This window comes from Myceligenerans cantabricum (assembly GCF_054777735.1).
In genome coordinates, this window is the sequence record NZ_BAAHAJ010000013.1 from 286,593 (window position 1) to 309,269 (window position 22,677).

At 70.8% G+C, this 22,677-nt stretch carries 24 protein-coding genes; 16 read left to right on the forward strand and 8 right to left on the reverse strand.

Annotated features, from left to right (window positions below; translation table 11 throughout):
• Positions 1-64: 64 nt before the first annotated feature.
• Both ACYU96_RS18465 and ACYU96_RS18470 read left to right on the forward strand, forming a co-directional pair.
• Positions 65-1,186, forward strand: a complete 1,122-nt coding sequence (locus ACYU96_RS18465; RefSeq protein ID WP_460756854.1) for a mechanosensitive ion channel family protein — start codon at positions 65-67, stop codon at positions 1,184-1,186.
• A 5-nt stretch (positions 1,187-1,191) separates the two neighbouring features.
• Entirely contained in the window at positions 1,192-2,589 is a 1,398-nt protein-coding gene (locus ACYU96_RS18470; protein ID WP_460756857.1) for a protealysin inhibitor emfourin, read from the forward strand.
• 10 nt (positions 2,590-2,599) lie between these two features.
• Here ACYU96_RS18470 and ACYU96_RS18475 read toward each other — a convergent pair whose 3' ends face one another.
• Both ACYU96_RS18475 and ACYU96_RS18480 read right to left on the reverse strand, forming a co-directional pair.
• Positions 2,600-3,655, reverse strand: a complete 1,056-nt coding sequence (locus tag ACYU96_RS18475) for a glycerophosphodiester phosphodiesterase (protein ID WP_460756860.1) — start codon at positions 3,653-3,655, stop codon at positions 2,600-2,602.
• A gap of 154 nt (positions 3,656-3,809) precedes the next feature.
• A complete protein-coding gene (locus ACYU96_RS18480) occupies positions 3,810-5,261 on the reverse strand; it encodes an FAD-binding protein (protein ID WP_460756863.1) in 1,452 nt (483 codons plus the stop codon).
• Positions 5,262-5,514: 253 nt separating this feature from the next.
• Here ACYU96_RS18480 and ACYU96_RS18485 point away from each other — a divergent pair, with 253 nt between their 5' ends.
• Entirely contained in the window at positions 5,515-6,009 is a 495-nt protein-coding gene (locus tag ACYU96_RS18485) for a hypothetical protein (protein ID WP_460756865.1), read from the forward strand.
• Positions 6,010-6,043: 34 nt separating this feature from the next.
• Here the strand turns inward: ACYU96_RS18485 and ACYU96_RS18490 are convergent, their stop codons facing one another.
• Positions 6,044-6,610: a TetR/AcrR family transcriptional regulator gene (locus ACYU96_RS18490; protein ID WP_460756868.1), complete on the reverse strand. Its 567-nt coding sequence runs from the start codon at positions 6,608-6,610 to the stop codon at positions 6,044-6,046.
• Positions 6,611-6,710: 100 nt separating this feature from the next.
• On the opposite strand from ACYU96_RS18490, the gene ACYU96_RS18495 reads away from it, so the two are divergent.
• The 3 genes from ACYU96_RS18495 to ACYU96_RS18505 all read left to right on the forward strand — a co-directional run bounded on the left by ACYU96_RS18495 (position 6,711) and on the right by ACYU96_RS18505 (position 9,437).
• Positions 6,711-7,328 (forward strand): NAD(P)-dependent oxidoreductase, encoded by a 618-nt coding sequence (locus tag ACYU96_RS18495; protein ID WP_460756870.1) that lies wholly within the window; start codon positions 6,711-6,713, stop codon positions 7,326-7,328.
• Positions 7,325-8,230, forward strand: coding sequence for an SDR family NAD(P)-dependent oxidoreductase (locus tag ACYU96_RS18500; protein WP_460756873.1), 906 nt, complete (start codon positions 7,325-7,327; stop codon positions 8,228-8,230). Before ACYU96_RS18495 ends, ACYU96_RS18500 begins: the two co-directional genes overlap by 4 nt.
• Before the next feature lie 574 nt (positions 8,231-8,804).
• Complete coding sequence (locus tag ACYU96_RS18505; RefSeq protein ID WP_460756876.1) at positions 8,805-9,437, forward strand: hypothetical protein; 633 nt, start codon at positions 8,805-8,807, stop codon at positions 9,435-9,437.
• A 91-nt stretch (positions 9,438-9,528) separates the two neighbouring features.
• Here ACYU96_RS18505 and ACYU96_RS18510 read toward each other — a convergent pair whose 3' ends face one another.
• Positions 9,529-10,329, reverse strand: coding sequence for an HAD family hydrolase (locus tag ACYU96_RS18510; protein WP_460756878.1), 801 nt, complete (start codon positions 10,327-10,329; stop codon positions 9,529-9,531).
• Positions 10,330-10,495: 166 nt separating this feature from the next.
• Between ACYU96_RS18510 and ACYU96_RS18515 the strand changes: the two genes are divergently transcribed.
• On the forward strand, positions 10,496-11,059 hold the full coding sequence (locus ACYU96_RS18515; RefSeq protein WP_460756881.1) for an NUDIX hydrolase: 564 nt from the start codon (positions 10,496-10,498) through the stop codon (positions 11,057-11,059).
• Here the strand turns inward: ACYU96_RS18515 and ACYU96_RS18520 are convergent.
• The 4 genes from ACYU96_RS18520 to ACYU96_RS18535 form a co-directional block, all read right to left on the reverse strand.
• Positions 11,056-12,372 (reverse strand): helix-turn-helix domain-containing protein, encoded by a 1,317-nt coding sequence (locus ACYU96_RS18520; RefSeq protein ID WP_460756883.1) that lies wholly within the window; start codon positions 12,370-12,372, stop codon positions 11,056-11,058. The two genes, ACYU96_RS18515 and ACYU96_RS18520, sit on opposite strands and share 4 nt — an antisense overlap.
• 376 nt (positions 12,373-12,748) lie before the next feature.
• Positions 12,749-14,041: a protein NO VEIN domain-containing protein gene (locus ACYU96_RS18525; RefSeq protein ID WP_460756886.1), complete on the reverse strand. Its 1,293-nt coding sequence runs from the start codon at positions 14,039-14,041 to the stop codon at positions 12,749-12,751.
• Positions 14,042-14,147: 106 nt separating this feature from the next.
• Positions 14,148-14,831 carry an HAD family hydrolase gene (locus tag ACYU96_RS18530; RefSeq protein ID WP_460756889.1) on the reverse strand — a complete coding sequence of 228 codons (684 nt, stop codon included), beginning with the start codon at positions 14,829-14,831 and terminating at the stop codon, positions 14,148-14,150.
• Complete coding sequence (locus ACYU96_RS18535) at positions 14,828-15,733, reverse strand: GntR family transcriptional regulator (protein WP_460756892.1); 906 nt, start codon at positions 15,731-15,733, stop codon at positions 14,828-14,830. The genes ACYU96_RS18530 and ACYU96_RS18535 overlap by 4 nt, the downstream gene beginning before the upstream one ends.
• A gap of 76 nt (positions 15,734-15,809) precedes the next feature.
• Here ACYU96_RS18535 and ACYU96_RS18540 point away from each other — a divergent pair, with 76 nt between their 5' ends.
• The 9 genes from ACYU96_RS18540 to ACYU96_RS18580 all read left to right on the forward strand — a co-directional run bounded on the left by ACYU96_RS18540 (position 15,810) and on the right by ACYU96_RS18580 (position 22,636).
• Positions 15,810-16,040 (forward strand): hypothetical protein, encoded by a 231-nt coding sequence (locus ACYU96_RS18540; RefSeq protein ID WP_460756894.1) that lies wholly within the window; start codon positions 15,810-15,812, stop codon positions 16,038-16,040.
• A complete protein-coding gene (locus ACYU96_RS18545; RefSeq protein ID WP_460756897.1) occupies positions 16,037-16,354 on the forward strand; it encodes a DUF6284 family protein in 318 nt (105 codons plus the stop codon). The genes ACYU96_RS18540 and ACYU96_RS18545 overlap by 4 nt, the downstream gene beginning before the upstream one ends.
• Positions 16,355-16,365: 11 nt before the next feature.
• Complete coding sequence (locus tag ACYU96_RS18550) at positions 16,366-16,572, forward strand: hypothetical protein (RefSeq protein WP_460756900.1); 207 nt, start codon at positions 16,366-16,368, stop codon at positions 16,570-16,572.
• Positions 16,573-16,575: 3 nt separating this feature from the next.
• Positions 16,576-18,792: an FtsK/SpoIIIE domain-containing protein gene (locus tag ACYU96_RS18555; protein ID WP_460756902.1), complete on the forward strand. Its 2,217-nt coding sequence runs from the start codon at positions 16,576-16,578 to the stop codon at positions 18,790-18,792.
• A gap of 3 nt (positions 18,793-18,795) precedes the next feature.
• Complete coding sequence (locus tag ACYU96_RS18560; RefSeq protein WP_460756905.1) at positions 18,796-19,926, forward strand: hypothetical protein; 1,131 nt, start codon at positions 18,796-18,798, stop codon at positions 19,924-19,926.
• Between the two features lies 1 nt (position 19,927).
• Positions 19,928-20,257, forward strand: coding sequence for a hypothetical protein (locus ACYU96_RS18565; protein ID WP_460756908.1), 330 nt, complete (start codon positions 19,928-19,930; stop codon positions 20,255-20,257).
• Between the two features lie 34 nt (positions 20,258-20,291).
• Positions 20,292-20,663, forward strand: coding sequence for a hypothetical protein (locus ACYU96_RS18570; protein WP_460756911.1), 372 nt, complete (start codon positions 20,292-20,294; stop codon positions 20,661-20,663).
• Positions 20,664-20,816: 153 nt separating this feature from the next.
• Positions 20,817-21,812 carry a bifunctional DNA primase/polymerase gene (locus tag ACYU96_RS18575; RefSeq protein WP_460756913.1) on the forward strand — a complete coding sequence of 332 codons (996 nt, stop codon included), beginning with the start codon at positions 20,817-20,819 and terminating at the stop codon, positions 21,810-21,812.
• Positions 21,813-21,850: 38 nt separating this feature from the next.
• Positions 21,851-22,636: a class I SAM-dependent methyltransferase gene (locus ACYU96_RS18580; protein WP_460756916.1), complete on the forward strand. Its 786-nt coding sequence runs from the start codon at positions 21,851-21,853 to the stop codon at positions 22,634-22,636.
• The last annotated feature ends 41 nt before the right edge of the window (positions 22,637-22,677 follow it).

Consider the following 22,677-nt stretch of genomic DNA (forward strand, 5'->3'; position numbering starts at 1 on the left):
TCTCCCGGCGGCCGAGGCGCCACGAGCTTTGCGTGGAATGCCCCCTGCGCGTCACAGTAGGGCCATGGCAGTGGAAGAGGTCGTGGAGGACGCGTCGGGCCTGCTCGAGACCATCGCGTGGATGGCGGGAGCAGCCGTCGCCGCCTATCTCGTGACGGGACTCGTCGCCTGGTTGGTGCGCCGTGTCGGCAGGCGCCGCGCGATCGCGCGCATGATCGCCCAGCGGCTCCGCAACCCCGTGCGCGCCACCCTTCTGGTCGTGGCCGCCTGGATCGCGCTGAACATGTCCGGGCACGCGGGATCCGAGTGGTTCCCCGTCGTGCAGAACCTCGTGGTGCCGGCCGTCATCGCCACGAGCGCGTGGCTCGTGGGCAACTTCGCCTTCATCGTCGAGCAGCGCGCCTACGCGCGGATCCGCAGGGACGTCCACGACTGGCGGGAGGTGCGCAAGCTCCGGACCCAGGTGATGATGCTGCGGCGGATCACCGTGGGGGTCCTGAGCGTTCTCGCCGTCGCCGGCATCCTCATGACGTTCGACGGCGCACGGACCGTGGGCGCCAGCCTGCTGGCGTCCGCCGGGCTGGTGTCGATCGTGGCGGCGCTCGCCGCCCAGAGCGCGCTCGGGAACGTGTTCGCCGGGATCCAGGTCGCCTTCACCAACCGCATCCATGTCGGCGACGTGGTGGTGGTCGAGGAAGAGTGGGGGCGCATCGAGGACATCACCCTCGCCTACGTGGTGGTGCACATCTGGGACGATCGGCGGCTGATCCTGCCGTGCACGTACTTCACGGAGCAGCCCTACGAGCACTGGACGCGCAAGTCGTCGGACCTGCTCGGGACCGTCGAGTTCGACCTCGACTTCCGGACGCCGCTGGAACCGCTGCGCGCGGAGCTGGGCCGGATCGTCTCCAGCACCTCGCTGTGGGACGGGCGGGCGCAGAGCCTTCAGGTCACGGATGCCACCGGCGGCGCGATCCGGGTCCGGGCCTGTGTCAGCGCGCGTGACGGGGACGACCTGTGGAACCTGCGCTGCCTGGTGCGCGAGGAGATCATCGGCTGGGTCCAGCGGGAAGCCGTCGGCGCGCTCCCCCGGACCCGGTTCGAGGCGGACCCGGGCGGTGAGACGCCCCTGCCGCTCGCCGCGGACCGTACCTCTGGCGTGCCGGAGCGCAGCATGGTTGATTGAGACTTATGAGTCGTTCCGGATTCGTCCCCCCGTACCTCCTTCACCGGGTGGCCGAGGCCGCCGCGTCCGGGCTGCTGCCCGCACCGGCGATCCAGGACACCTGCCGCCATACGCTGGACCTGGACGCGGAGTTCCGCGGAGGGCGCAGCGAGCACCAGGTGCGCACCCAGGCGGCCGAGCCCGAGCCCGCGGGTCCCGCCGCCGAGCTCACCTGGACCGTCCACACGGCCGGCGGCTCCGAGACCCTGCCGGGCGAGCCCGTGCGCGACGAGACGGACGACGCGCCGTCGGGCGACGACGCCGTCGACGAGGCCTGGGACGGCGTCAGCGCGACGCTCGCCCTGTTCGCGGACACGTACGGCCGCACGTCGTACGACGACGACGGCGCTCGCGTCAGCGCGACCGTGCACTACGGACAGGACTACCAGAACGCCTTCTGGGACGGCACCCAGCTGGTGTTCGGCGACGGTGACGGGCGGGTCTTCCACCGCTTCACGATCGCCGTCGACATCCTGGCGCACGAGCTGGGGCACGCCGTCACCGAGCACACCGCGGGCCTCGTCTACCGGGACCAGCCCGGCGCGCTGAACGAGTCGATGTCGGACGTGTTCGGGTCCTGCGTCAAGCAGCGGGTGCTCGGCCAGGAAGCACAGGACGGCGACTGGCTGATCGGCGAAGGGCTCTTCACCCAGAGTGTGCGGGGGCGGGCGCTGCGGTCGATGTCGGAGCCGGGCAGCGCCTACGACGACCCGGTGCTGGGCAAGGACCCGCAGCCCGGCCACCTGGCCGACTACGTCGACACGACCGACGACAACGGCGGCGTGCACATCAACTCCGGCATCCCGAACCGGGCGTTCTACCTGGCCGCGACCGAGATCGGCGGTCCGAGCGCCGAGGGCGCCGGGAAGATCTGGTACGACGCGCTGCTCGCCGTCGGCCCGGACACGGACTTCGCCGGGTTCGCCGCCGCCACGGTCGAGGCGGCAGGCGAGCACGTGGACGCCGTCCGCGGGGCGTGGGAGGGCGTCGGTGTCGTCGCGGCCGGCGACGACGGCGCCGGCGCGCCCGAGGGGGACGGCGCGCAGGAGCCGCCGTCGGGTACGGGAGCGCCGTGCGGCGTCGTCGAGGTACGCCGGAGCGGCGGGGTCGCGGGGATGACCGAGACGGGCGCCGTCGACCTGGACGGCGACGACCCGCTCACCGACGAGGTGCGCACGCTGGTGCACCGCGTCGACATCATGCTGCTCGAACGGGAGGCGGCCGGACGGACCGGCCGGCCGGGCCGTACCGACGGGTTCACCTACGTGATCCTCTGCGGCGGCCACGAGGTCGCGGTCCCGGAGGAGCGGGCGACGCCGGACCTGCTCCGCCTCGTGCGGCTCGTCCTCTCGCAGGGGCGGTGACCGGCCGGCGTCAGCGGGCGAACCAGCCCAGGAGGCGGTCCGGCCGGTCCGTGATGATGGCGTCCACACCTGTGCTGTCGTCGACGTCGCACAGGAACGACCAGCCGGCCGGATCGTTCTCCGTCCAGACCATGACCCGCAGGCCCGCTCGGTGCAGGCGCGTGACGATTCCCGGGTCGCGCCGCACCATCTCGGCCGACGGGTTGCAGGCCGTCACGTCGAGGCCCTGGCAGACGTCGAGCACGTCCGGCGGCTCGAACGCCAGCAGGAGCCCGCGCCTCAGGTGCGGGGCGACGTCGCGCGCGGCGGCCACGGTGTCGGGCCAGAACGACTGGACCAGCACCCGCTCCCCGAGGCCGGCGTCGTCGATCGCCGCGGTCACGCCACGGACGGCGTCCGCGTCCCAGACGTCCTTCAGCTCGAGCAGCAGCTGCGTGGACGGGTAGCGCACGAGGAGGTCGAGCACCTCGCCGAGCAGCGGCACCCGCTGGCCCGTGTACGCCGGGCCGAACCAGCGGCCTGCGTCGAGGGCGCGGAGCTGGTCGAGGCGGTGGTCGGCCACGGCGCCCCGGCCGTCGGTGGTCTCGTCGACAACGCCGTCGTGGATGACGACGGCGGCACCGTCGGCAGTGCGCTGCAGGTCGATCTCGACGGCGTCGGCTCCTGCTCGGCACGCGGCCTCGACGGCGGCCAGGGTGTTCTGCGGCGCGACCGACGAGTTCCCTCGGTGCGCCACGACGGCGGGTCGGGTCATCCGGCCGAGCGTACGTGGCCGCTCCGCGAAGGTCACGGCGGACACGGCCGAGCCGCTGCCGGTGCCGGCCGCCACGGGGGCGACGGCTGCCCCCGGGACGCCCGTGGCGTTCGCGGCGGCGGAACGGGCCGTGAACCTCGCATGCCGACGGTGGTCGCCGAGCAGGGCGAGCCAGACCAGCGGAGTCCAGCGCGGCACCCGCTTCCGGACGGCGGGACGAGCCGGGGAGCGGCTGGTCCTGCGACGGGACACGGAGGTGCGGCGGACCGCGGTGGGTCGCACCCGGGTGGCGGGGCGTTCCAGGACTGCCATGGCATGCTCCGATCTGCGGACTCCTTTTCTCACGATAGGTCCGCAGGAGGCGTGTTCTGCCCGGTCGTCGCTGAATTCCGGGAAACTTCCCCGGGTGTTCAACCACCTACCCGGAGCGTTCGCTCAGGGGTTGCACGGAGGCCACCGGCGGTCGTCAGCGCGGGAAGATGCCCTGGCCCGGGCTCAGGACGCGGCGCGGGTCGTAGCGCTCCTTGTCGGCGACGGCCGCGTCCCAGCGGTCGCCGAGATGACGGCGCCACAGGTCCGGCGTCATCGTGAGCATGCTGGCCGGGTACTGGGTCCCGCCCGCCTCGAGCACCGCCGCGTAGAGGCGGTCGTTGGCGGCGACGAGGCGTTCCACGGCGGCCTCGTCCGCCGGGTCCACCACGCGCAGCAGGGCCACGGTGTAGACGACGCTCCCCTCCGGTACGCGGACGTTCGGCCGGGTCAGCAGGGCTCCGTCGATCGGATAGACCAGTGCGACGCCCACCGCGTCGGCCGGGGTGAGGGAGTCCGCGAGCCCGGCGACCACGGCGTCCGCGGCCGCATCGGGGACCAGCAGGTTGATCCACGGTGCGCCCAGGCCGGCGGCTTCGATCTGCTCCACGGACTCGTCGACGCGCCGGAGCCACTCGGGGTACGGCTGGTCGGCGATCTCCGCGGAGGCCGGTGCGAGGCCGGTGAGGAGCGCGTCGTCGTCCGGTTCCTGCGGAGGCGTGCGAAAGCTCGCCGCCTCCAGGAGGTACGCCCAGCCCCCGTCGTCGCCGGGGACGAGCTGGCCCTCCAGGTAGTCGAAGCGCTTGTCGGCCAGAGCGCGGCGCTGGGCCGCGAGCAGGTCCGGAACCGTGTCGTAGAAGAGGTGGTAGACGCGGGCCGTGGTGCCGGCGGGCGTCATGGCGACCGTGGCGCGGGCGATGATGCCGAACTGGCCGAGGCCGCCCAGGACCGCCTCGAAGAGGCGCGGCTCGCGTTCCGCCGAGCAGGTCACGAGACGCCCGTCGCCCGTGACCACCTCGAGCTCGATCACCGTGTCGACGACGAACCCGTGGTGCTGCGTGGCGCCGCCCAGGCCGCCCAGGCTCAGGACGCCGCCCACGGACAGGCCCAGGTAGTCGGTGACGACCGGAGGGGCGAGACCGACGGGGTGCGCTGCGAGGGTGAGCTCGCGCCACGTGACACCGGCGTCGACCACGGCACGGTCCGCACCGACGTGGTGGATCGTGGCGAGCGTGCGCGAGTCGACGACGACGCCGCCCTCGGCCTGCGCCTGGCCGTCGACCGAGTGGCCCTGACCGCGCACCGCGACCGTGAGGCCGTGGGTGCCGGCGAAGCGGACCATCGTCCGGACGTCGCGGACCGAGCCCGGGCGCAGGACGGCCCCCGGCGCATGGTGCACCACCCGGCCGTAGTCGCGGGCGGCCTCCGCGAGGGACTCGGGGTCGGAGACCAGCTCGCCGTCCAGCGGCGGCACCCGCGGCGGACCGCCGGCGGACCCGGCGGACCGGCCTGCCTGAGCGGCGGTGAGCCAGCGGGAAGCCACCGGGTCGAAGGCGACGACGGCGCTCGCGTCCGTGGCGGAGAAGGTGCGACGGTCCAGGTGCGACATGTGGTCCTCCGGCGTCGGCAGGTGGGCTGACCACAGCGTATGTCCCCCCTCGTGCGGCATCGGGAGGGTCGTGCCGGGCTGTTCCGGCCGGTGCGACCGCGGGTGGCACGTTGGCCGGGCGGCACCGCGGTGCCACCCGGCTGACGACCCCGGGCCGACGACGGCGCGCGCGGGGCCCAGGATCGTGGGTGGCATGGCCAACACACAGGTATCGAAGAGTCCGGTGCGCGGACGCGGGCAGCTATCCGTCAGGATGCGGAAGCTCGTCCTCACCCTGCACGTGGTGTCCGCCGGTGCGTGGATCGGCGTCGACGTGATGGTGGCGGTGCTGGTCGCCGTCGGCATGACGGCAGCCGACCCGGCCGCCGCGGGCCTGGCCTACCAGGCGCTCGGGACGTACGTCGTGGGCCCGATGCTGGTCTCCGCGCTGGTGTGTCTGGGCACGGGGCTGGCGCTCGGCGCGTTCACCCGATGGGGCCTGGTCCGGTACTGGTGGGTGGCGGTGAAGCTGGTGATGAACCTCGCGCTCTGCGCGGCGATCCTGTTCGCCCTGCGGCCCGGGATGCCGGAGGTGGCGGCCTACGGTGCCGCGCTGTCGGACGGTGCGGCGCCGGCGCCGGAGGTGGTCGCCCAGCTCGTGTATCCCCCGGCCGTGTCGTTGGCGGCGCTCACGCTGGCGACCTGGATCGCGGTGGCGAAGCCCTGGGGGAGGCTGCGGGACCGGGCCGGGACGACGGGTCCGGCCTGACGCGGTGTCGCCGTGCACCCCGCACGGGACGGCGTCAGGGCGACCAGGTACCCACCGCGTCGACGGCGGCTTCAGCGAGCTGCTGATCCGTGACGCCGCGTTCGATCGTGGCGCGGTAGTAGATCGGCCCGAGCACGAGCGCGGCAGCGGCCTCGGCGCTGGTGTGGAGGGTGAGCTCGCCACGATGCTGCGCGTCGGTGAGTGCGCGGGCGAGCCGTTCGGCGAGCAGCCGCGCGAAGCGTTCTCGGCGAGCGTCCATGTCCTGGTCCCAGAGCGCGGCGTGGGCGAGAGTCGTCGTGACCACGCGGACGTCGTCGAGCTCGAGCTGCCGGGCGATCGCGGTGAGCTCGGAGCGCAGCCAGTCGCGGGTGGGAGTGGTGGGTGTGTCGAAGAAGGGCATGGGCACGGTCGCCATCGCCTCGGCGAGGATCTGGTCGGCGCGGCGCCAGTGCCGGTAGACGGTCGCGCGGCCGACGCCGGCGTGCTCGGCCACCTGCGCGTGGGTGACAGCGGTGGGTCCTTGCCGCAGCAGCAGTTCTCGGGCGGCGTGGAGGATCGCCTCCTTGCTGCGCAGGAACCGCGGATCTGTCTTGGTGCTCATTTCCTCATCCTACGAAGTGTCGGTCGATCTGCGAGACATCTTGACTCACAGTTCTCCGCGATGCCACACTCGCTCTATGAGACAACAAGTACCACAGAGGGTGAGGCTCGCCGTACTCGGCGCGACCGGTGCCACTGGTCGCCACGTGGTGTCGACCGCGCTCGAGCACGGACACGAGGTCGCCGCACTCGTCCGGCGCGCGGGCGCCTTCGAGCCACGGGAAGGACTGACCGAGGTGGTCTGGACCGACCTGGCCGACCAGCAGACGCTCGCCCGCGCGTTCACGGGGGCCGACGCGGTGATCAGCGCGTTGGGTGGCGCCGAGAAGGGGCCGACCTCGGTGTGCACCGACGCGATGCGTTCCGCCGTCCCGGCGATGGGTTCAGCCGGGGTCTCCCGGCTCGTCGTGGTGTCCGCGCACGGCGTGCTCGAATCCCGCGACCGCTCCCTGTACTCCCTCGCGACCTGGGCCGGCGTCGCCGAGAGGCTGAAGGACAAGGAGTCCATGGAACCGCTGGTCACCGGCTCCGACCTGGACTGGACGATCGTGCGTCCGCCGGCGCTGACCGATTCCCGCGCGACCGGGAGGTACGAGGTCGGTGACCGGCTGCCGATCAGGCTCTGGCACTCGATCAGCCGTGCGGACCTCGCAGCGTTCGTCGTCGGCGAGGCGACGGACCCGCGCTTCGTGCGCGGCTACCCGAGGATCCACCGATGAGCCCGGCCCCGCTGACCGGCAAGGTCGCGGTCGTCACCGGCGCCACCGGCGGGATGGGCCGGGTCATCGCCGTGGAGCTCGCGCGGGCCGGTGCGCACGTGGTGACGGTCGCCCGCACTCCCGCACGCGCCGACGCCCTCCGCGAGCAGATCGCCCGCCACGCGGGTCGGGACGGCCTCGAAGTCCTCCACGGGGATCTGTCCGAACGGGACGGCGTCCTCGCCGCGGCCGACCAGCTCACCGCGCGGCACGACGCGGTGCACCTGATGGTCAACAACGCCGGCGCGCACTTCTCCGACCGCCGCGTGAACGCCGACGGGGTGGAGCGGCACGTCGCGGTCGACTACCTCGCCGCCTACGGCATGATGACCCTGCTCGGTCCGGCCCTGCGCAAGGGGCGAGCACGGGTGGTGAACGTCGTCTCCGACACGATCCGCGACACCCGTCAGGTCAGCGTGCTCGGCCGCCCGCGGCCCGCGACCCTGGACCCGGCTGAGCTGGGCGACCTGACCCGCCTCAACCCTGCCGACGGGTTCGTGCCCTTCCAGGCGTACGCGCGCGCCAAGCTGCTCACCGTGATGGCCGGATACCACCTCGCCCGCACCCTCGCCGACGACGGAGTGACCGTGAACGCGGTGCACCCCGGGATCGCCGCCACCGACATCATCGACGACATCGTCCCCTCGTACCTGCGGCCCTTCGGCGGCCTGATCCGACGGGGGATGCTCACCCCGGAACAGGGGGCCGCGTCAGCCCTCCGCCTGGCCACCGACCCGGCAGCGGACCGGCTCACCGGCAGGTACTTCGTCAGGGACGCGGAGAAGCCGACCCCGCCGGTGTCGTACGACACCACCCTGCAGGCACGGCTGGTGGACACCAGTGACCGTTTCTACCTGCAGTGACGGTGGGCCCCCCGGGGATCGAACCCGGAACCCGCGGATGGAGGCGATCTCGGCCAGGCGTGAGTACTGCTCGGTGGTCAGGGGCGCTGGTGCCCAAGCAGCTTGCCGACCTCGGCGAGCGAGCGTCCGCCCTGCAGCAGCCAGCTCGCGTAGGAGTGCACTCAGGTCGTGGATCCGGACGTGCCCGATGTCGGCGCGCTTGACCGCGGCTCTGAAAGACCTTCGCCCAGTTCGAGTGGTCGAGGATCGTCCCGCTCTGGATGGTCAGCAGCAGCGGCCCTCGGTGTGGGTGTCGCCGCCTCGCGCGCCGCCTGCTCGCCTGGCTCACCCGCATGACCCTCGGCTGCGTGAAGCACCCCGTCTACGTCGCTCCGGACGAGGTCGCTGCCGTCGCGCCCAGGGGCGCCTACATCACGGTCTAGGGCGATCTGAAGGGCTGACGCGCCGGGATGTTGGGTGGTGGTCCGCGCTACGTCGACGACTTCGTGACCCACACAGAGCCCCGTCACAGATCGCCCGCTATTTCACCCTCAATCACGCTGCCCTCTACGGCGTTCGGCGGGAGGATTCAGGCATGCAGAACAAGATGATGGCGGCCGCCGTCACCGCCGCTACCGCCGTTTCGTTCATGCTCGCCCTGTCGGCGTGCTCGCTGGGAGTTCCCGAGGTCGAGGCTGCCCCTGAGGATGAAGTCACCACGTCAGCGCCGCCCGAGGACACTGCGGCCCCGGAGGATGCTAGAGGGGAGAAGGCGCAGGCCCCGGGTGGTTCGCGCGACAATCCCCTGAAGAGGGGCGAAGCGCGCCAGATCTCCGAGCAGTCGGCGTTCACGGTCTCGTTCGGCAAGACCGAGTCGTACGGCGAGTGCATCGCAGTCCCGATCACGGTCCAGGTGGACTGGCACAACTTTGAGCAGCAGATGAAGAACAACGGCCAGGACACCACCGACCTCAGCGCCCAGCCGTTCTTCAGTCTCTCGACCTCCTTCGTCACCAAGGTGGGCAAGACCTACGATGCGGCGACCGGCGACGGGTGTATCGACGCATTCACGCAGCTCGGCGACAAGGCGAACATCGCGCAGGAGATCTACCCGCCGACGATGAAGGCGACGAACATGGAGCTCATCCAGGTTCCCGAGTCCGAGCGCGCTGGTGGAGTCTGGGCTGTCCAGAACTCTGTTGGCGAGAAGGTGTTCGGAGTGAACTAGTAGCGCGATCTACTTGGGCCCGCAGCACATGAGCTTGTGGCGTCTGCCCCCGCTCTCTCCGGAGAGCGGGGGCGTTTCGCCGTTCCCGGGGTCAGACCCGGGCCGCCCAGCCGGCCGCGGATCGCAGGACGGGCACCGCGCCGTCCTCTGCGATCGTCCCGGTGGCCTCGTTCGCCGCCTCGCGCACACTCCCCCTTGCGTGTCCCATCGCGACGCCGCGCGCGGCCCAGCGCAGCATGCCGATGTCGTTCGTCCCGTCTCCGACTGCGACTGTGCGGGCGGGCGCGACGTCCACGGCTATCCTGACCCGTTCCAGTGCCACGGCCTTGCTCACGCCGCGGGCGGTCACGTCGAGCCATTCGGAGTGCGGCGCGTCGGCGGACAGGCCCATCCCACGGAAGTCCTCGATAAGCCAGCCGGCGCCGGGACCGACGACGGAGACGCGCGGCGTCGTCGTCGACCACATGCCCTCCAAGTTCGACAGGTGGTGCGTGCCGGGCAGCTCCTCGGCGGCGAACCGCTCGGTGACGCGGTACCCCTCACCGGGGATCTCGGCCGCGATCCGGAGGCGCAGCTTGGAGGCGACGTGCCGGACGATCTTCTCCACATCCACGTTGATGCGCTCCATGACGGTGATCCGGCCGCCGCCGACACGGGCGGTGATCGCACCGTTGGATGCCACGATCCAGGCGTCGCGCAGCTTGAGCCACTTCACGGCCTGCGTGGCGCCGAGCAGTGACCTGCCGGTCGCGAGCACCGGGTGATGGCCGCCGGCCACGAGGTCACGCACGGCCGCCACGACGGCGTCCGACGGCGGCTTGCCGGTCTCCAGGAGAGTGCCGTCGATGTCGAGGGCGACGAGGTGGGGTGTGGTTGGTGTTTCGGTGCTCACGGGCGGGCCTTTCACGAGTTGGTAGCTGGCACGTCGTGAAAACAGGTTCCATCCCGGGCGCTGTCCGCTGGCAGGTCGTAACTGTCTGCCGCTGTTGGCTGACACGTGTACGCCCAGGCGTACACCCGTGGCGTACACCGCGGCGGGGCCCGTACGCTGACGAGTCGTGAGTACCGATGCGAAACGGCCGACGCAGTGGGACATCCTGGATGAGCGCCTGGTGGACGACACCCGGCGCGCGAGCGTGAGCATCGCGAGCGTGCGCCTGCCCGACGGCGTCGAGTTCGAGCAGTGGGTGCTGCGCATCCCGGCCGCGATCATGGTGCTGATGCTCGACGACGCCGACCGGGTGCTGCTGATGTACCGGCACCGGTTCATCATCGACCGGTGGGTGTGGGAGCTGCCGGGCGGCTACCTCGACCCGGACGAGGGCCCGCAGGTGGCCGCGTTCCGCGAGGCCGAGGAAGAGACCGGGTGGCGGCCGGCCGAGGTGCGCGAGTACGTCACCTTCCAGCCGATGGTGGGCAACGTCGACCAGCACAACACCGTCTACCTGGCCCGCGGCGCCCACGACACCGGGGCGCCGCCGGACGTCAACGAGGCCGAGGCGCTGCGCTGGGTGCCGCTGGACGAGGCCGAGGCGATGATGCAGCGCGGCGAGATCATCGGCGCCGCCTCGGTCGTGGGCCTGACCCGCCTGCTGCTGGATCGGGCGCGCGGCGCGATCTAGGCCGTCACGACGCCGTGCACGCGCGCGCGGGCGGCAGCGACGGGCTGGAGGCCGGCGTGTGGTGCGAGCCGGTCGGCGATCTCGGCGAGGTAGTCGCGCGAGCGGGCCGAGTCGATCCCCTCGGCCGCGTCCGCCGCGTGCTGGGTCGCCGCGGCGGCCTCCTCGACGTGCCCACTCTGGGCGTGAGCTCGAGCCACGAGCGCGAGATTGAACGCCCGTCCGCGCGCGTAGCGCTCGTCCATGTCCAGGGACCTCTCGGCGAACCGCAGGGCCAGGTCGCCGCGCCCGAGCGTGGTGAACGTCTGCCCGAACTTCGCCGACAGGTACGCCTCGTCGAAGTACCCGAGCCACTGCGGGTCCGACGTCCGCTCGGCGCGGTCGAACAGCCGTTCGGCCCGGTCCAGCGCCGCCGCGGTCGCCGGACCGTCACCACCTACCGCGTGTCCCTGCGCCTCGAGCACCTCCGCCTCGGCCGCGATCGCCTCCACGCCGGCGTCACGCGCCGCCCGCGCCGCCGCCCGCGCCAGGTCGACCGCCTCACCACCCGCCTGCAGGTAGGCCGCCTGGTGGCTCATGGCCGCAAGGATCTCCGCGCCCAGCGGCCGGTCCTCCGCCATGGACGCCAACTGAAGCGCCCGCACCATGTACTGCTGCGCCAGCGCGTGCCGACCTACGTCGTACGACGCCCACCCGGCCATCTGCGTCGCCTCGGCCGCCGCCGACATCAGCGGCGCGCCCGTGCCCGCGTCGTACCGGCCCTGCAGCAGCTCGGCGACGTCGTGGTGCAGCCACCGCACCAGCCGGTCCCGCACGTGCCCACCGCCGTACTGGTTGTCCGCCGTGCGAAACACGCCCAGCATCTGCCGCACCATCTCGATATCCGGCATCCCCACCACCGTCGGCCCGGCGCTCGCGGGCATGCCGGACGGCGTAGCGGTGAGCCACCGCAGCGCCGGCGCGAGGAACACGCCAGCGTTGAACGCCGCCGCGGCGAGGAAGTCCCGCCGCTGCAGGTCGCTGCGCCACAGCTCGACGACGCTGTCGAGCCCGCCGGCTGCCGAGAACGGCAGCGGGGCCGCCATAAGGTCGGCAGACTCGGGCTGGACCATGCCGGCGAGCTGGCCGCCGGCGCCGAGCACATCGTCCAGCAGCGCGGCCACCCGCAGGCTCGGGGCCTTCCGGCCGTGCTCAAGGTCCCAGACGTGCCCGTGGGAGCAATGCACCAGCGTGCCCAGCCTTCGCAGGGACAGCCCCCGCTCCTCACGCAACGCTCTCAGGTATGCCCCGAAACCGGGGTCGACGTGCTGACTCATGGGCTGCTCCCTGGTCGGGCCGGCTGCGCCATTTCTGCGCCATTCGGGGAAGGGCTGATCACAAAGAAATGATCAAACATGCAGTTGGGAGGGGGTGGGCCCCCCGGGGATCGAACCCGGAACCCGCGGATTATGAACCGGACGATCTCGCGGGATAGCCGCTGGGTCTCACCGTATGCCATCCGTTGCAACGGAGAGGCTGACGCAGGTGCTGTAGATGTACATAGGTGCTCGCTGTCTGCCGGTGATTCCGTGGGGTATCCGCTGGGCGTGTGGTCGAGTTCGCCGTGATAGCCGAACGCAGGTTCGCGATCGGGCACTGCCGTAACCAGCAGATGGTCCAGCAGCGCGGATGTCAGCCCATGGATCGCTGTTCCTAGTGGCCCTTGGCTACGACTCGGTACTGGGTTGCCACGCGATCGGCGTCTACGAGGTCTTCCGGGCTGAGTAAGTTGACGTGGACCTTCGTCGCGTTCAGAGCATCGGTCACGCCGGCGAGCACGAAGTCGGGATCGGTGCGAACCCTCCACCACTCCTTGGCGGTGAGGTTGAACTCCAACCGCGGGCCCTGGATGCCCTTGACCTCCAGGTGCATGATCCGCTCGCCGTCGGTGAGGTCGAGGTCATAGCCGACACCGTCCTTCTGGCGGTCAGCGACAACCTTCCATCCCAGGTTTCCGAGATGCCTCGTGGCCAGGGCGACAGCCCGCTCTTCGACAATCTTGTCGCGTTCACGGTCACTCACGGAGCGTCGGCCAGTTGGGATGCGTACCGAGCTGTCCCCAGCGGGACCACCCTCGTACACGGGCTCCCGCTCCGGCGACGGAGCAAGAGGACCATCTTCACGACGAACCGGGACCTCGTCGCCGAGAATCTCGACGTCAGTTGCCGGGAAGTCGGCGGTCACGCGCTCAGCAGCCCTCTCACCTCCTACGTCGAGGCCCGCGTCAACGTCGTGGCTCTCAGGGCGTGTGCCCGTGCCCGCGGCGACGATCTCCTGGTACTGCTCCCACGTGATCTCGGTGATCGCGTGCTGGTTGTTCCGTCCGGTGATCTCCACCTGGCGGGCAGGAACGGGGTTGTCGAACTCCTGGTACCCGCTGAGGTCAGCAGTCCACGGGCCAGTCCACCCCGGGGCGATGTACTCGATCCGTGCGGTGGCGGTGTAGCTCATCCGGTTCCGGCTGTGGTTGCTCGTGTTGTAGAACAGCACAAGCGAACCCGGACCTGCGTCATTAAGGGGCATTCGGCCGGTGACGTTCGTGTCGTAGCGGTAGTGCTGCTCCTTGTCGGTTTCCCACGCGTTGCCCACGGAAGCGTCGGTGCTGTTGAGGACGAAACACCGCGGCCTCTTGCTCAGTGCGACGAGCATGCGCGAGTAAGCACGCAGCGTCACCGTCGACCCCGCACTGGTGTCCCAGTGGGGGTCGTACGTCAGGCCCAGCGCTTCGAGGATCGCGGCAGTCTTCTGGTACGCACCCATTCCTGTGGCGGGGTGGCCTGTGACCGCAGCGTGGATCCGATCCAGCGTGTCACTGACGACCGTCGACCCGTTCGACTTCGTGACTGGGTGAATCCCCAGGAGTTCCACTACTTCGTTGGTGATCTGTTCCTTGTTCGGAGTTTTCACCTTCGGACCGACGATCGGCAACGAGTTCGGTTCCGTCACGACCTATGCTCCCTTGGACGAGCCTCTTGGTAAGAGCCGATTCTATTGGTGCAGGCACCGGCGGTTCCGGGTGCGCCACTGGGCAGCAAGGGCGGGTCCGACCGGCTCAGTGGTGTGGACCGACCTCGCTGATGAGACTGGCCATGTCGTCTGTAACAGCGTCTGCGCCAGTCTCGCGCAGCTCCGTTCCCCGTTGCTGCGTCTTGGCGTATCCGATGGAGCGGACACCTGTTGTCTTGGCTACCTCGATGTCGGACACAGAGTCACCGACGAGGACAGCCGTTCGCGCGCTGGCCTCCGCGATGGCCAGCGCGCGACGCACTGTGTGTGGCTCCGGCTTCATGAGATCCGGTCGGAGGTGTGGGCGGCCGACGATGTCGCGCACGTACGCGGTCAGACCGTGGTGATCGAGATAGACGTGGATCGGCTCTGCGGCGTTGTTGCTGACGATGACGACCGGCGTTCCGACGGCGTGGAGTGCAGCGAGAAGCTCGTGTGCGCCGGGAGTGGGAATGCAGGTTCGTGCTGAGTCGATCTCTGCTGCTGTGCAGGCGTTCTCAACGTCGGCGAGGACACTCGGCGCGTGCATTCCTGCCCATCGGATGACGGCGAGGTGGTCCGACGTCGAGGCAACGCTTGTGGGCAGTTCGATGCCGTGAGCGGCGAGTGCCTGGCGTGCGGCGTCGGCGGCGTGCATGTTGGCCGGCGCGGGCATGAGCGGGGTGACGGGACCGTCGAAATCGAGGAGGACGGCGGCCGCTTCGTTGATGAGCTGGGCGGCGTCGGTCACGGAGTCACCTCGGTTGCGACGCTGTTCCAGACGCTGTCGAACCACTGACGTACCTGTACGACGAAGGTTGATTCGATGGACTCGGGGTCGCCGTCGTCGGTGTAGTGGAAGAGGACAGCATCCTTGCCCATCGGGTCGAAGATGCTGACCTTCTCCCCGTTGACCCGGACCTCGTGGGTGACCACGGGATAGAAGCCGAAGAAAGCGACGTCGCCGTTGATGACGTAGGCCTTAAAGACCGGTGCGGAGCCGAATGCCCGGGTCTCGACGGTGACCGTGGGGACGAGTCCGAGGTCGCCGAGCTCCAGCACGGAGTCCCGGACGGCGCTGATGTGGCGTGCGCCGATGTCGGCCATGCGTTGCCGGGTGCGGGCGCTCTCGTCGTCGTCTCCGCTGGTCGCGGCCGGTAGCGCGAGCCGTGCGGCCATGTTAGACACCAGGAGTCGGAGCTGGATCGACTTGGGCGTGAGTCGGCCGGTCCGGATCTTGTCGAGCGGTTCTGCGATAGCGCCGTGGAGTGTCTCGGCGGTGTAGCCCACGAAGTCGATCCGGACGTCGTCGGCCTCGAAGGCCTTTTCGAGGTGCGGGCGGAGCCCTACGGGGCGTTCGGTCCGTTCGCGTGCGTACATCCCGCTTCCCTGGCGCGAGATGACCAGGCCGTCGTCCTTGAGGATGCGTAGCGCTTGCTGGACGGTCATGCGGGCTACGCCGTAGCGCTCCCCGAGTTCTTTCTGGGTGGGCAGCTTGTCGCCGGGCGCGATGGTGCGCGTGAGGATCGCTGCGCGGATCGCGGCTGCGACCTGCTGGTAGGGCGGGCGCGGGTCGTCAGGGTCGAGGCTCATGTGTTCCACGGTACCCGCTTGGACAGCCAAATTAGTCAACTTTCGGCTATCGGTTGACATGGCTAGCCAGGCTGTGCAAGTCTCGCCTTGTTCGAGAATGTGACTAGCCAACCTAGTTCAATCTGAAAGGCGAGTGATGACACAGAGCCGAATTGAGGACCTGGCCGCCGCGAGGCGGCTGCTCCTCGCGCTGTCCGAGGGCCTGATCAAGGCCGGGCGGCTGCTGTTCGCAAGCGGTCTGGCCGATGAGGGCCGGACCGTTTCGCGCATGGGCACCGAGATCGTGGCGATGCGGCAGAGCGTGCGCTCCGCCCACAACGCCGCCATTGCCGCTGAGCGCCGCGCGACCCCGGGGGAGAACCGATGAACACCTACACAAGCTACGACGTGTTGAGCGACGTCGAGCCGACGTTCACCGACCTGGCAGCCATCGCCGCCGAGGAACCGGTCATCGCGGCTGAGGTTGCCGTGGTGGACGCCGAGTGCCGCCTCGCTGCCTCGCCCGACGAGGTGGCCGTCAGGGCGCACCGCCGCGCGGTCGTCGCCCTCGGCGTCGCGATGCGTACCGCCGTCGAGACGAGCACCAACCGCGCCACGTCAACGGCCCCGGGGTTCGCGCCGGGTAGCCCGCTGTCCACGGCCCGCCGGGTCGTCATCCGTCCCGCCACCCGCACCGCCTGAGAGGAACCGTCATGATCACCGTTTCCCTGCTGGTCTTCCTGCTGATCGTCTCGTTCATCGCCGTCAAGTACGGCACGGCCAAGGTCGGCACCCTCACCCTCGGTGTCTGCCTCGGGCTGGCCCTGGCCTCTACCTCGTTCGGCATGTGGGGCGTGGACGCCCTGAACGACCTGCTCAACAACCTGTTCACGGGCGCCAACGGCATGGTGGAGGGCTGAGAAATGACGAGCCCCAACGAGCACATGCACGGCACCCCGGATGACGGGCTGCCCGACGACGCCGCTCTGACCGCGATGGTCTACGGCCCCGGTCACGAGGTCGAGGCCAACCGGCTGGACCAGGGCGCCGCTCTGGTCCATCCCGAGGACGACAACGCACTGTCGGGTGAGGTCATCGACCCGCCCGCGCGCCCCGAGCCGGAGGCCTCGCCTCGTGCGCCTCGCGTCGTCGAGCACCGCGGGGACCACGAGCCCCTGTCGGTCCTGCCGCAGTGGGCCACCTCCCCGGAGGTGTTCCTCGCCGCTGCGCGACGTGAGGCCAAGTTCGTGGCCTCGTGGACCGCGCACCACGGCGTCCGGCTGCCGTTCGTGTACCTGCCCCGCTTCCTCGTCCGTGCCAGCGTCGGGTTCGGGCTGTGCGTGCGTGGCCTGTCGCGCTGGGTGACGGACGCTGAGAACAAGGCCACCCGTACCGCGCTCATGGTGGGCGTGCGCGGCACCAGCGAGTGGAAGACGCTGCGCAAGGAGCACGGTGACGGCGTCCGCGCCCGCCTGGCCGGTCTGGCCGCTGGCGGCGTGATGTCCGGCGTCGCTGGGGTCACGATCAACACCTACACCGGCCCCGAGGGCCTGACCGCCGCCGCCATTGCCACGGGCGCGGCAGCCCTGACCGCGTTTGGTGTCGTCGGCACCCGGCACATGACCGCACCCCTTGCGGAGTCGCACAAGGGTGACGTTCCCAAGCTCACGGTGGACGTCGTCACGGATGCCCTGCTGACCCTGGGGCTGGGTTCGATGGGTGAGGCCAAGCGTGGCAACGCCGAGGTCAAGGTGCTGCGGATCTTCTCCACCACGGGCGGCGTGGAGATCCACATCGACCTGCCGCAGGGCGCGACCGCTGCGGACGTGATCGAGCGTAAGGACCGCCTGGCCTCCGCGCTGCGGCGTCCGCTCGACACGGTGTGGCCCGAGGGCAACCCCAAGGCCCACCCGTCGCGCCTGAACCTGTTCATCGCGGACAAGGGCCTCTCGGAGCGCGCCGTAGCTCAGTGGAAGTACCGCAACCGGGGTGAGACGAACGTCTTCGAGCCGTTCGTCATCGGGGAGGACCAGCGCGGCCGCCCCGTCACGACGAGCCTCATGTACAACAACGGCGTCGTCGGTGGCCTGCCCGGCATGGGCAAGACGTTCTTCCTGCGGGTCCTGATCCTGGGCGCGGCCCTGGACCCGCGCACCGAGCTGCACATTCACGAGCTCAAGGGCACCGGCGACCTGCTGCCGCTGGCCCCGATCGCTCACGTGTGCCGCTCCGGCGACGACCCCGACGACCTGGCCGCGCTGCTGGCCGACCTGCGCGCGGTCCAGGCCGAGATGCGTCGTCGGGCCAAGATCATTCGTGGCCTGCCCCGGGACGTGGCCCCGGAGTCCAAGGTCACCGACGAGCTGGCTGCCGTGGGTAACCCGTATGGGTTCAAGCCGCTGCTGTTCGTCATCGACGAGTCCCAGCTCGGGTTCACCGATCCGACCGTGGGCGGCGAGATTTCGGCGCTGACCGAGGACATCACCCGCCGAGGCCGCGCCCTGGGCATCATGCTGTGGCTCGCCACCCAGCGACCGAACAAGGACGCCATCCCGACCGGCATCAGCGCGCTCCTGAGCCTGCGGGCCTGCCTGCGGGTCGGGGACCAGACCACCAACGACATGGTCCTCGGCACGTCGATGTACAAGGCCGGGCACCGGGCAACGATCTTCTCCCAGGAGGACAAGGGCATCGCCCTGCTCGCCGGGGAGAAGTCCGACCCGCAGCTCGTGCGCGGCGCGTTCGTCGACGGGGCCGCCGCCGACAAGATCGTTGAGCGTGCCCGTGCCATCCGCGAGGCCAAGGGCCTGCTGACCGGCATGGCCGCCGGGGACGAGGCCGCCGACCTGGACCACTCCACGATCCTGGACCACCTGCTTGCCGTGTGGCCCGAGAGCGACCCGGAGTGGCCTACCGGGAAGGTCTGGTCCGACGAGCTCGCAGCCCGCCTGGCTGAGCACAAGCCCGCCCTCTACGAGGGCTGGGACGCCACCCAGGTCAACGCCGCCGCCAAGCGCCACGGCGTCACCTCCAAGAACGTCAAGCGCGGCGTGAGCGTCCGCAAGGGCCTTGTCCGCACCGACGTTGTTACGGCCGCTGGTGACGTCATCGCACTGTCCGACACCACTGAGGAGGACTGACCCATGAGCACCAACACCACTCGGCCGGGCTCGCGTCGCCTGGTCCTTGCCGGAGCCGTCTCCGTCGCCCTCATCTCGACAGTGTCCGCCTACCTCGCGATGGTGGGGTTCGGTACCGACGTCCTGGGCATGGACCCGGTCACCGCGTACACCACCGCCGGCGTGTTCGAGCTGAGCCTCGTGACGGTCGCCCTGTTGGCTCGGGAGGCTGCCCGGGACAACCGGCCCGGCGGCACGCTGCTCACTCTGACGTGGGCGCTGTCGTCCGCGTCGGGCGTGTTCGCCGCGGTCCACGAGGTCTACCTGGACCACCCGGCCGGCGCGGTCGCGTTCCGGTTCGTCGTGCCGCTGCTCGCCGCCCTGATGTGGCACCTCGCCCTGATCGGTGACCGCCACCTCGCGTCCGGCGCGTCCTGGTCCAGCATGCGTCAGACCGCCCGCATGCACCGCCTGTTCCTGACCGTCGAGGACGCCGCCCGCATCCACGAGACCGGGACCGGCACTCCGGCCGGTCGCCGGGCCATCGAGCGCGCCGAGACCAAGCGCCGCAAGGCCCGCGCGGTCGCTCTGCGGACCGTGCCGCCGGAGCAGATGCGCGCCCACGTGGCCGCCTGGCTGGAGTCCCTGTCTGCCGTCGCGGACGGCACCGCCGACGTCGCCCGGATGCATATCGAGACGAACCAGCGGGTGGCCGGTCTCGCCGTCGCCGCGCCGGTCCAGACCGCGCCGGAGTACGAGGCGCGGGCCGCTGAGTCGGTCCGGTCCGAACTGGAGGCGATGACCGGTCCGGACCGGTCCACGGACCGGTCATCGCGCCGGTCCCCGGTCCGGTCCGGGAACCGGTCCAAGGCGCGTCGGTCCGCTGTCCGGTCCGGTGCTGACCGGGCGGACCGGTCCGCCCGCCTGGCCATCGTGTCCGGCCTGCTGGACCAGGCTCCGGACGCGTCCGGCCCGGACGCTCTGTCGGCGCTGGCTGCCGCCGGGCACGAGGTGAGCGACGGCTACGCCCGCAAGCTGCTCCGCGAGGCACGCGCCACCACCACCCCGGACCAGACGCCGGACCCGACGCCCGACGAGGCCCAGGCGACTGAGACCCCCGTGACGGATGCCGCGCCGGTTCTGGTGGAGGCGTGACATGTCCCCGATCTTCCAGCGCGCCGCCGCCGAGTGGGCCGCGATGCGGTCCGAGTACGGCGACTACCTGGAAGCCCACATCGCAGCCGCCTACCAGGCCACCAACGGTGTCCTGCTCAACGCACGCGGCAGGGCCGCCGGAGTCACCGAGGAACGCTTGTTCCTCGCCGGAGGATCGTTCGCCGCCGCGTACGCCTCGCCCGAGCTACGCGAGTTCTGGGCAGCTCACCCCCGGCTGACCGTCGAAGCATTCGAGACCGCATGGGCCGAACGGCTCTACGCCACCGAGGAGGGAGAGGAGCTGCCCGAGCACTGGCACACCGCCGCCTGACCCCGCACCACCTGCCCACACCGCTGGAGGAACCGTGAACAGCAACGACAACCTCAGCCCGACCGAGTACGCCGAGCTCGTGCGCGACGCCCGCGAGCTCGTGGCCGCCGTCGAGCTCGCCGTCCGCCGCACCGGAGCCGTGTTCGTCGTCGCCCTGGGCGTCACCGTCGCGTCCAAGGCCCTCGGGCTGGACCTGGTCGCCACGATCGCCGCCGTGGTCGCCGTGATCGCGTTCACCGCGACGCTGGTCACGGTGATGTGCCGTATCGCCCTCGGTCCCGCCCCTGCCGAGGTAGCCCACACCACCCCCGCCGCGCTCATCGAGAACCCCGCGATCGGTAGCGGGAGGCCCGCTACCGGTAGCGGGCCCGCTACCGCCGAAAACGGCGTGATTTCAACGAAGTAGCGGGGTAGCGCCCCGGCCGGCGCACCCCGAAACCCCCACCTCACGCACTGCTGAGGGCACGGCGGGCCGCTACCGCTACCCGCCGTGCCCCTACCCCACCCATGCCAAAAACAGGCCGCACAACGTGGCCGAGGACCCGAGGGAGCACCCGTCATGAGCACACCCACTCGCTGGACCAGTACGCACGCGGGCAGCACCACTGCCGAGCTGCACCGGGGCGCGCTGCTGGCCACGGCCCTGGAGTACGCCGCCCGTGGCTGGCGCGTCTTCCCGCTCATCCCGGGCAGCAAGCGCCCGGCGACGCCGCGCCACGCTGCGGCCGACTGCGACCACCGCGACCCGTGGTGCCGGAAGGAACACACGGGATGGGAGCAGCGCGCCACCACGAACCCCGACCGGATCAGCCGGGCGTGGACTGCTGCCCCGTACGGCGTCGGGATCGCGTGCGGCCCTTCGGGGCTGTTGGTGATCGACACCGACACTCCCAAGCCGGGTGCAGCCCTCCCGCCGGTCGAGGCCCGGGGCGAGGCGACCTCGGGTGAAGGAGTCCTCATGGCTCTTGCCGAGGACTGCGGTGACCCGAACGGCCTGCCCGAGACCTGGACCGTGGACACCCCGTCCGGCGGCGTCCACCGGTACTACACCACCGCGCACCTGACCGAGCCGCTGGGCAACAGCGCCGGACGCCTCGGGCCGTGGATCGACACCCGCGGCAACGGCGGCTACGTCGTCGCCCCGCCCACGGTGACCGACGCCGGTCGCTACCTGGTCGGCCTCGACACCCCGCCCGAGCCGCTGCCCTCCTGGCTGGTCCAGCGCCTGACCACGCGCCCGGCTGCACCGGTCAGCCCGCGCGAGCTGCGCCCCGTCACGCACCGCTCCGCCTACCTGCGGGCGGTGCTGACCAAGGAAGCCGAGCACATCTGCGAGGCGACCGAGGGCACCCGCAATCACGCCCTGTTCGCCGCCGCGTGCTGCCTCGGAGAACTGATCGCGGGCGGCTCCCTGACCGAGACCGACGCCGCCGGGACCTTGCTGGACGCGTGCGCTGGCCACATCGCCAACGGCGCATTCACCGAGGCCGAGGCCTGGCAGACGATCCGCTCCGGCTTCCGCCGCGGGGCCGCCAAGCCCCGCACCGCCGCATGACCACCACCACCCACGACCAGCTGGAGAGAGGACACACCATGAGCATCCTGTCCCTGCCACGTAGGCCGCGTGCGCTGGACCTGTGCTGCTGCCAGGGCGGCGCCGGAACCGGCTACCACCGCGCCGGATACGACGTCTACGGCATCGACCTGGTCAACCAGCGCCGCTACCCGTTCCCGTTCCTGCGGATGGACGGCCTCATCGCGCTCCGCCTGCTGCTGGCCGGTCACCGGCTGCCGTTCACCCACCCTGACGGCACCGTCGAGCTGCTAGGCCTGGCGGACTTCGACGCCATCCACGCCAGCCCTCCCTGCCAGGGCTACTCTCGCGGCAACGCGGGCAAGGTCACCGACTGGCCCAAGCTCATCCCCGACTTCCGCGCCCTCGTGACCCTCACGGGCCTGCCGTACGTCATCGAGAACGTCAAGGACGCCGGACCCGAGATGGTCGACCCGGTCGGCCTGTGCGGATGCATGTTCGGCCTCTCGACCGTCGACACGGACGGCGTGACGATCCATCTCCAGCGGCTGCGCCTGTTCGAGACCAACACCCCGCTCACCGCGCCGCGGCCGTGCGACCACTCCGCTCATGAGTGGGTCGCCGGATCCTACGGCGGCGCGCGGCGCGACAAGTACGAGGCCAAGTACGTCCGCAAGGGCGGCTACGTGCCCCGCAGCAAGGACGTCGTCAAGGCGCTGCTCGGCATCGAGCACGACATGACCTGGGCGGGCCTGTTCGAGTCCGTCCCGCCCGCCTACACCGAGCACATCGGCACCCAGCTGCTCGCCCTCGGCCGCACCGACCTCGCTGCGGCCGTCGCATGACCGCGCCCACCCGACCACGACCGCTCACGCCGCAGAAGGAG

Bases quoted from the DNA above. Each gene is read 5' to 3' on its own strand.
- ACYU96_RS18465 (WP_460756854.1), top strand. From the start codon at position 65: ATGGCAGTGGAAGAGGTCGTGGAGGACGCGTCGGGCCTGCTCGAGACC.
- ACYU96_RS18470 (WP_460756857.1), top strand. From the start codon at position 1,192: ATGAGTCGTTCCGGATTCGTCCCCCCGTACCTCCTTCACCGGGTGGCC.
- ACYU96_RS18475 (WP_460756860.1), bottom strand. From the start codon at position 3,655: ATGGCAGTCCTGGAACGCCCCGCCACCCGGGTGCGACCCACCGCGGTC.
- ACYU96_RS18480 (WP_460756863.1), bottom strand. From the start codon at position 5,261: ATGTCGCACCTGGACCGTCGCACCTTCTCCGCCACGGACGCGAGCGCC.
- ACYU96_RS18485 (WP_460756865.1), top strand. From the start codon at position 5,515: ATGCGGAAGCTCGTCCTCACCCTGCACGTGGTGTCCGCCGGTGCGTGG.
- ACYU96_RS18490 (WP_460756868.1), bottom strand. From the start codon at position 6,610: ATGAGCACCAAGACAGATCCGCGGTTCCTGCGCAGCAAGGAGGCGATC.
- ACYU96_RS18500 (WP_460756873.1), top strand. From the start codon at position 7,325: ATGAGCCCGGCCCCGCTGACCGGCAAGGTCGCGGTCGTCACCGGCGCC.
- ACYU96_RS18505 (WP_460756876.1), top strand. From the start codon at position 8,805: ATGCAGAACAAGATGATGGCGGCCGCCGTCACCGCCGCTACCGCCGTT.
- ACYU96_RS18520 (WP_460756883.1), bottom strand. From the start codon at position 12,372: ATGAGTCAGCACGTCGACCCCGGTTTCGGGGCATACCTGAGAGCGTTG.
- ACYU96_RS18535 (WP_460756892.1), bottom strand. From the start codon at position 15,733: ATGTCAACCGATAGCCGAAAGTTGACTAATTTGGCTGTCCAAGCGGGT.
- ACYU96_RS18540 (WP_460756894.1), top strand. From the start codon at position 15,810: ATGACACAGAGCCGAATTGAGGACCTGGCCGCCGCGAGGCGGCTGCTC.
- ACYU96_RS18545 (WP_460756897.1), top strand. From the start codon at position 16,037: ATGAACACCTACACAAGCTACGACGTGTTGAGCGACGTCGAGCCGACG.
- ACYU96_RS18550 (WP_460756900.1), top strand. From the start codon at position 16,366: ATGATCACCGTTTCCCTGCTGGTCTTCCTGCTGATCGTCTCGTTCATC.
- ACYU96_RS18555 (WP_460756902.1), top strand. From the start codon at position 16,576: ATGACGAGCCCCAACGAGCACATGCACGGCACCCCGGATGACGGGCTG.
- ACYU96_RS18560 (WP_460756905.1), top strand. From the start codon at position 18,796: ATGAGCACCAACACCACTCGGCCGGGCTCGCGTCGCCTGGTCCTTGCC.
- ACYU96_RS18565 (WP_460756908.1), top strand. From the start codon at position 19,928: ATGTCCCCGATCTTCCAGCGCGCCGCCGCCGAGTGGGCCGCGATGCGG.
- ACYU96_RS18575 (WP_460756913.1), top strand. From the start codon at position 20,817: ATGAGCACACCCACTCGCTGGACCAGTACGCACGCGGGCAGCACCACT.
- ACYU96_RS18580 (WP_460756916.1), top strand. From the start codon at position 21,851: ATGAGCATCCTGTCCCTGCCACGTAGGCCGCGTGCGCTGGACCTGTGC.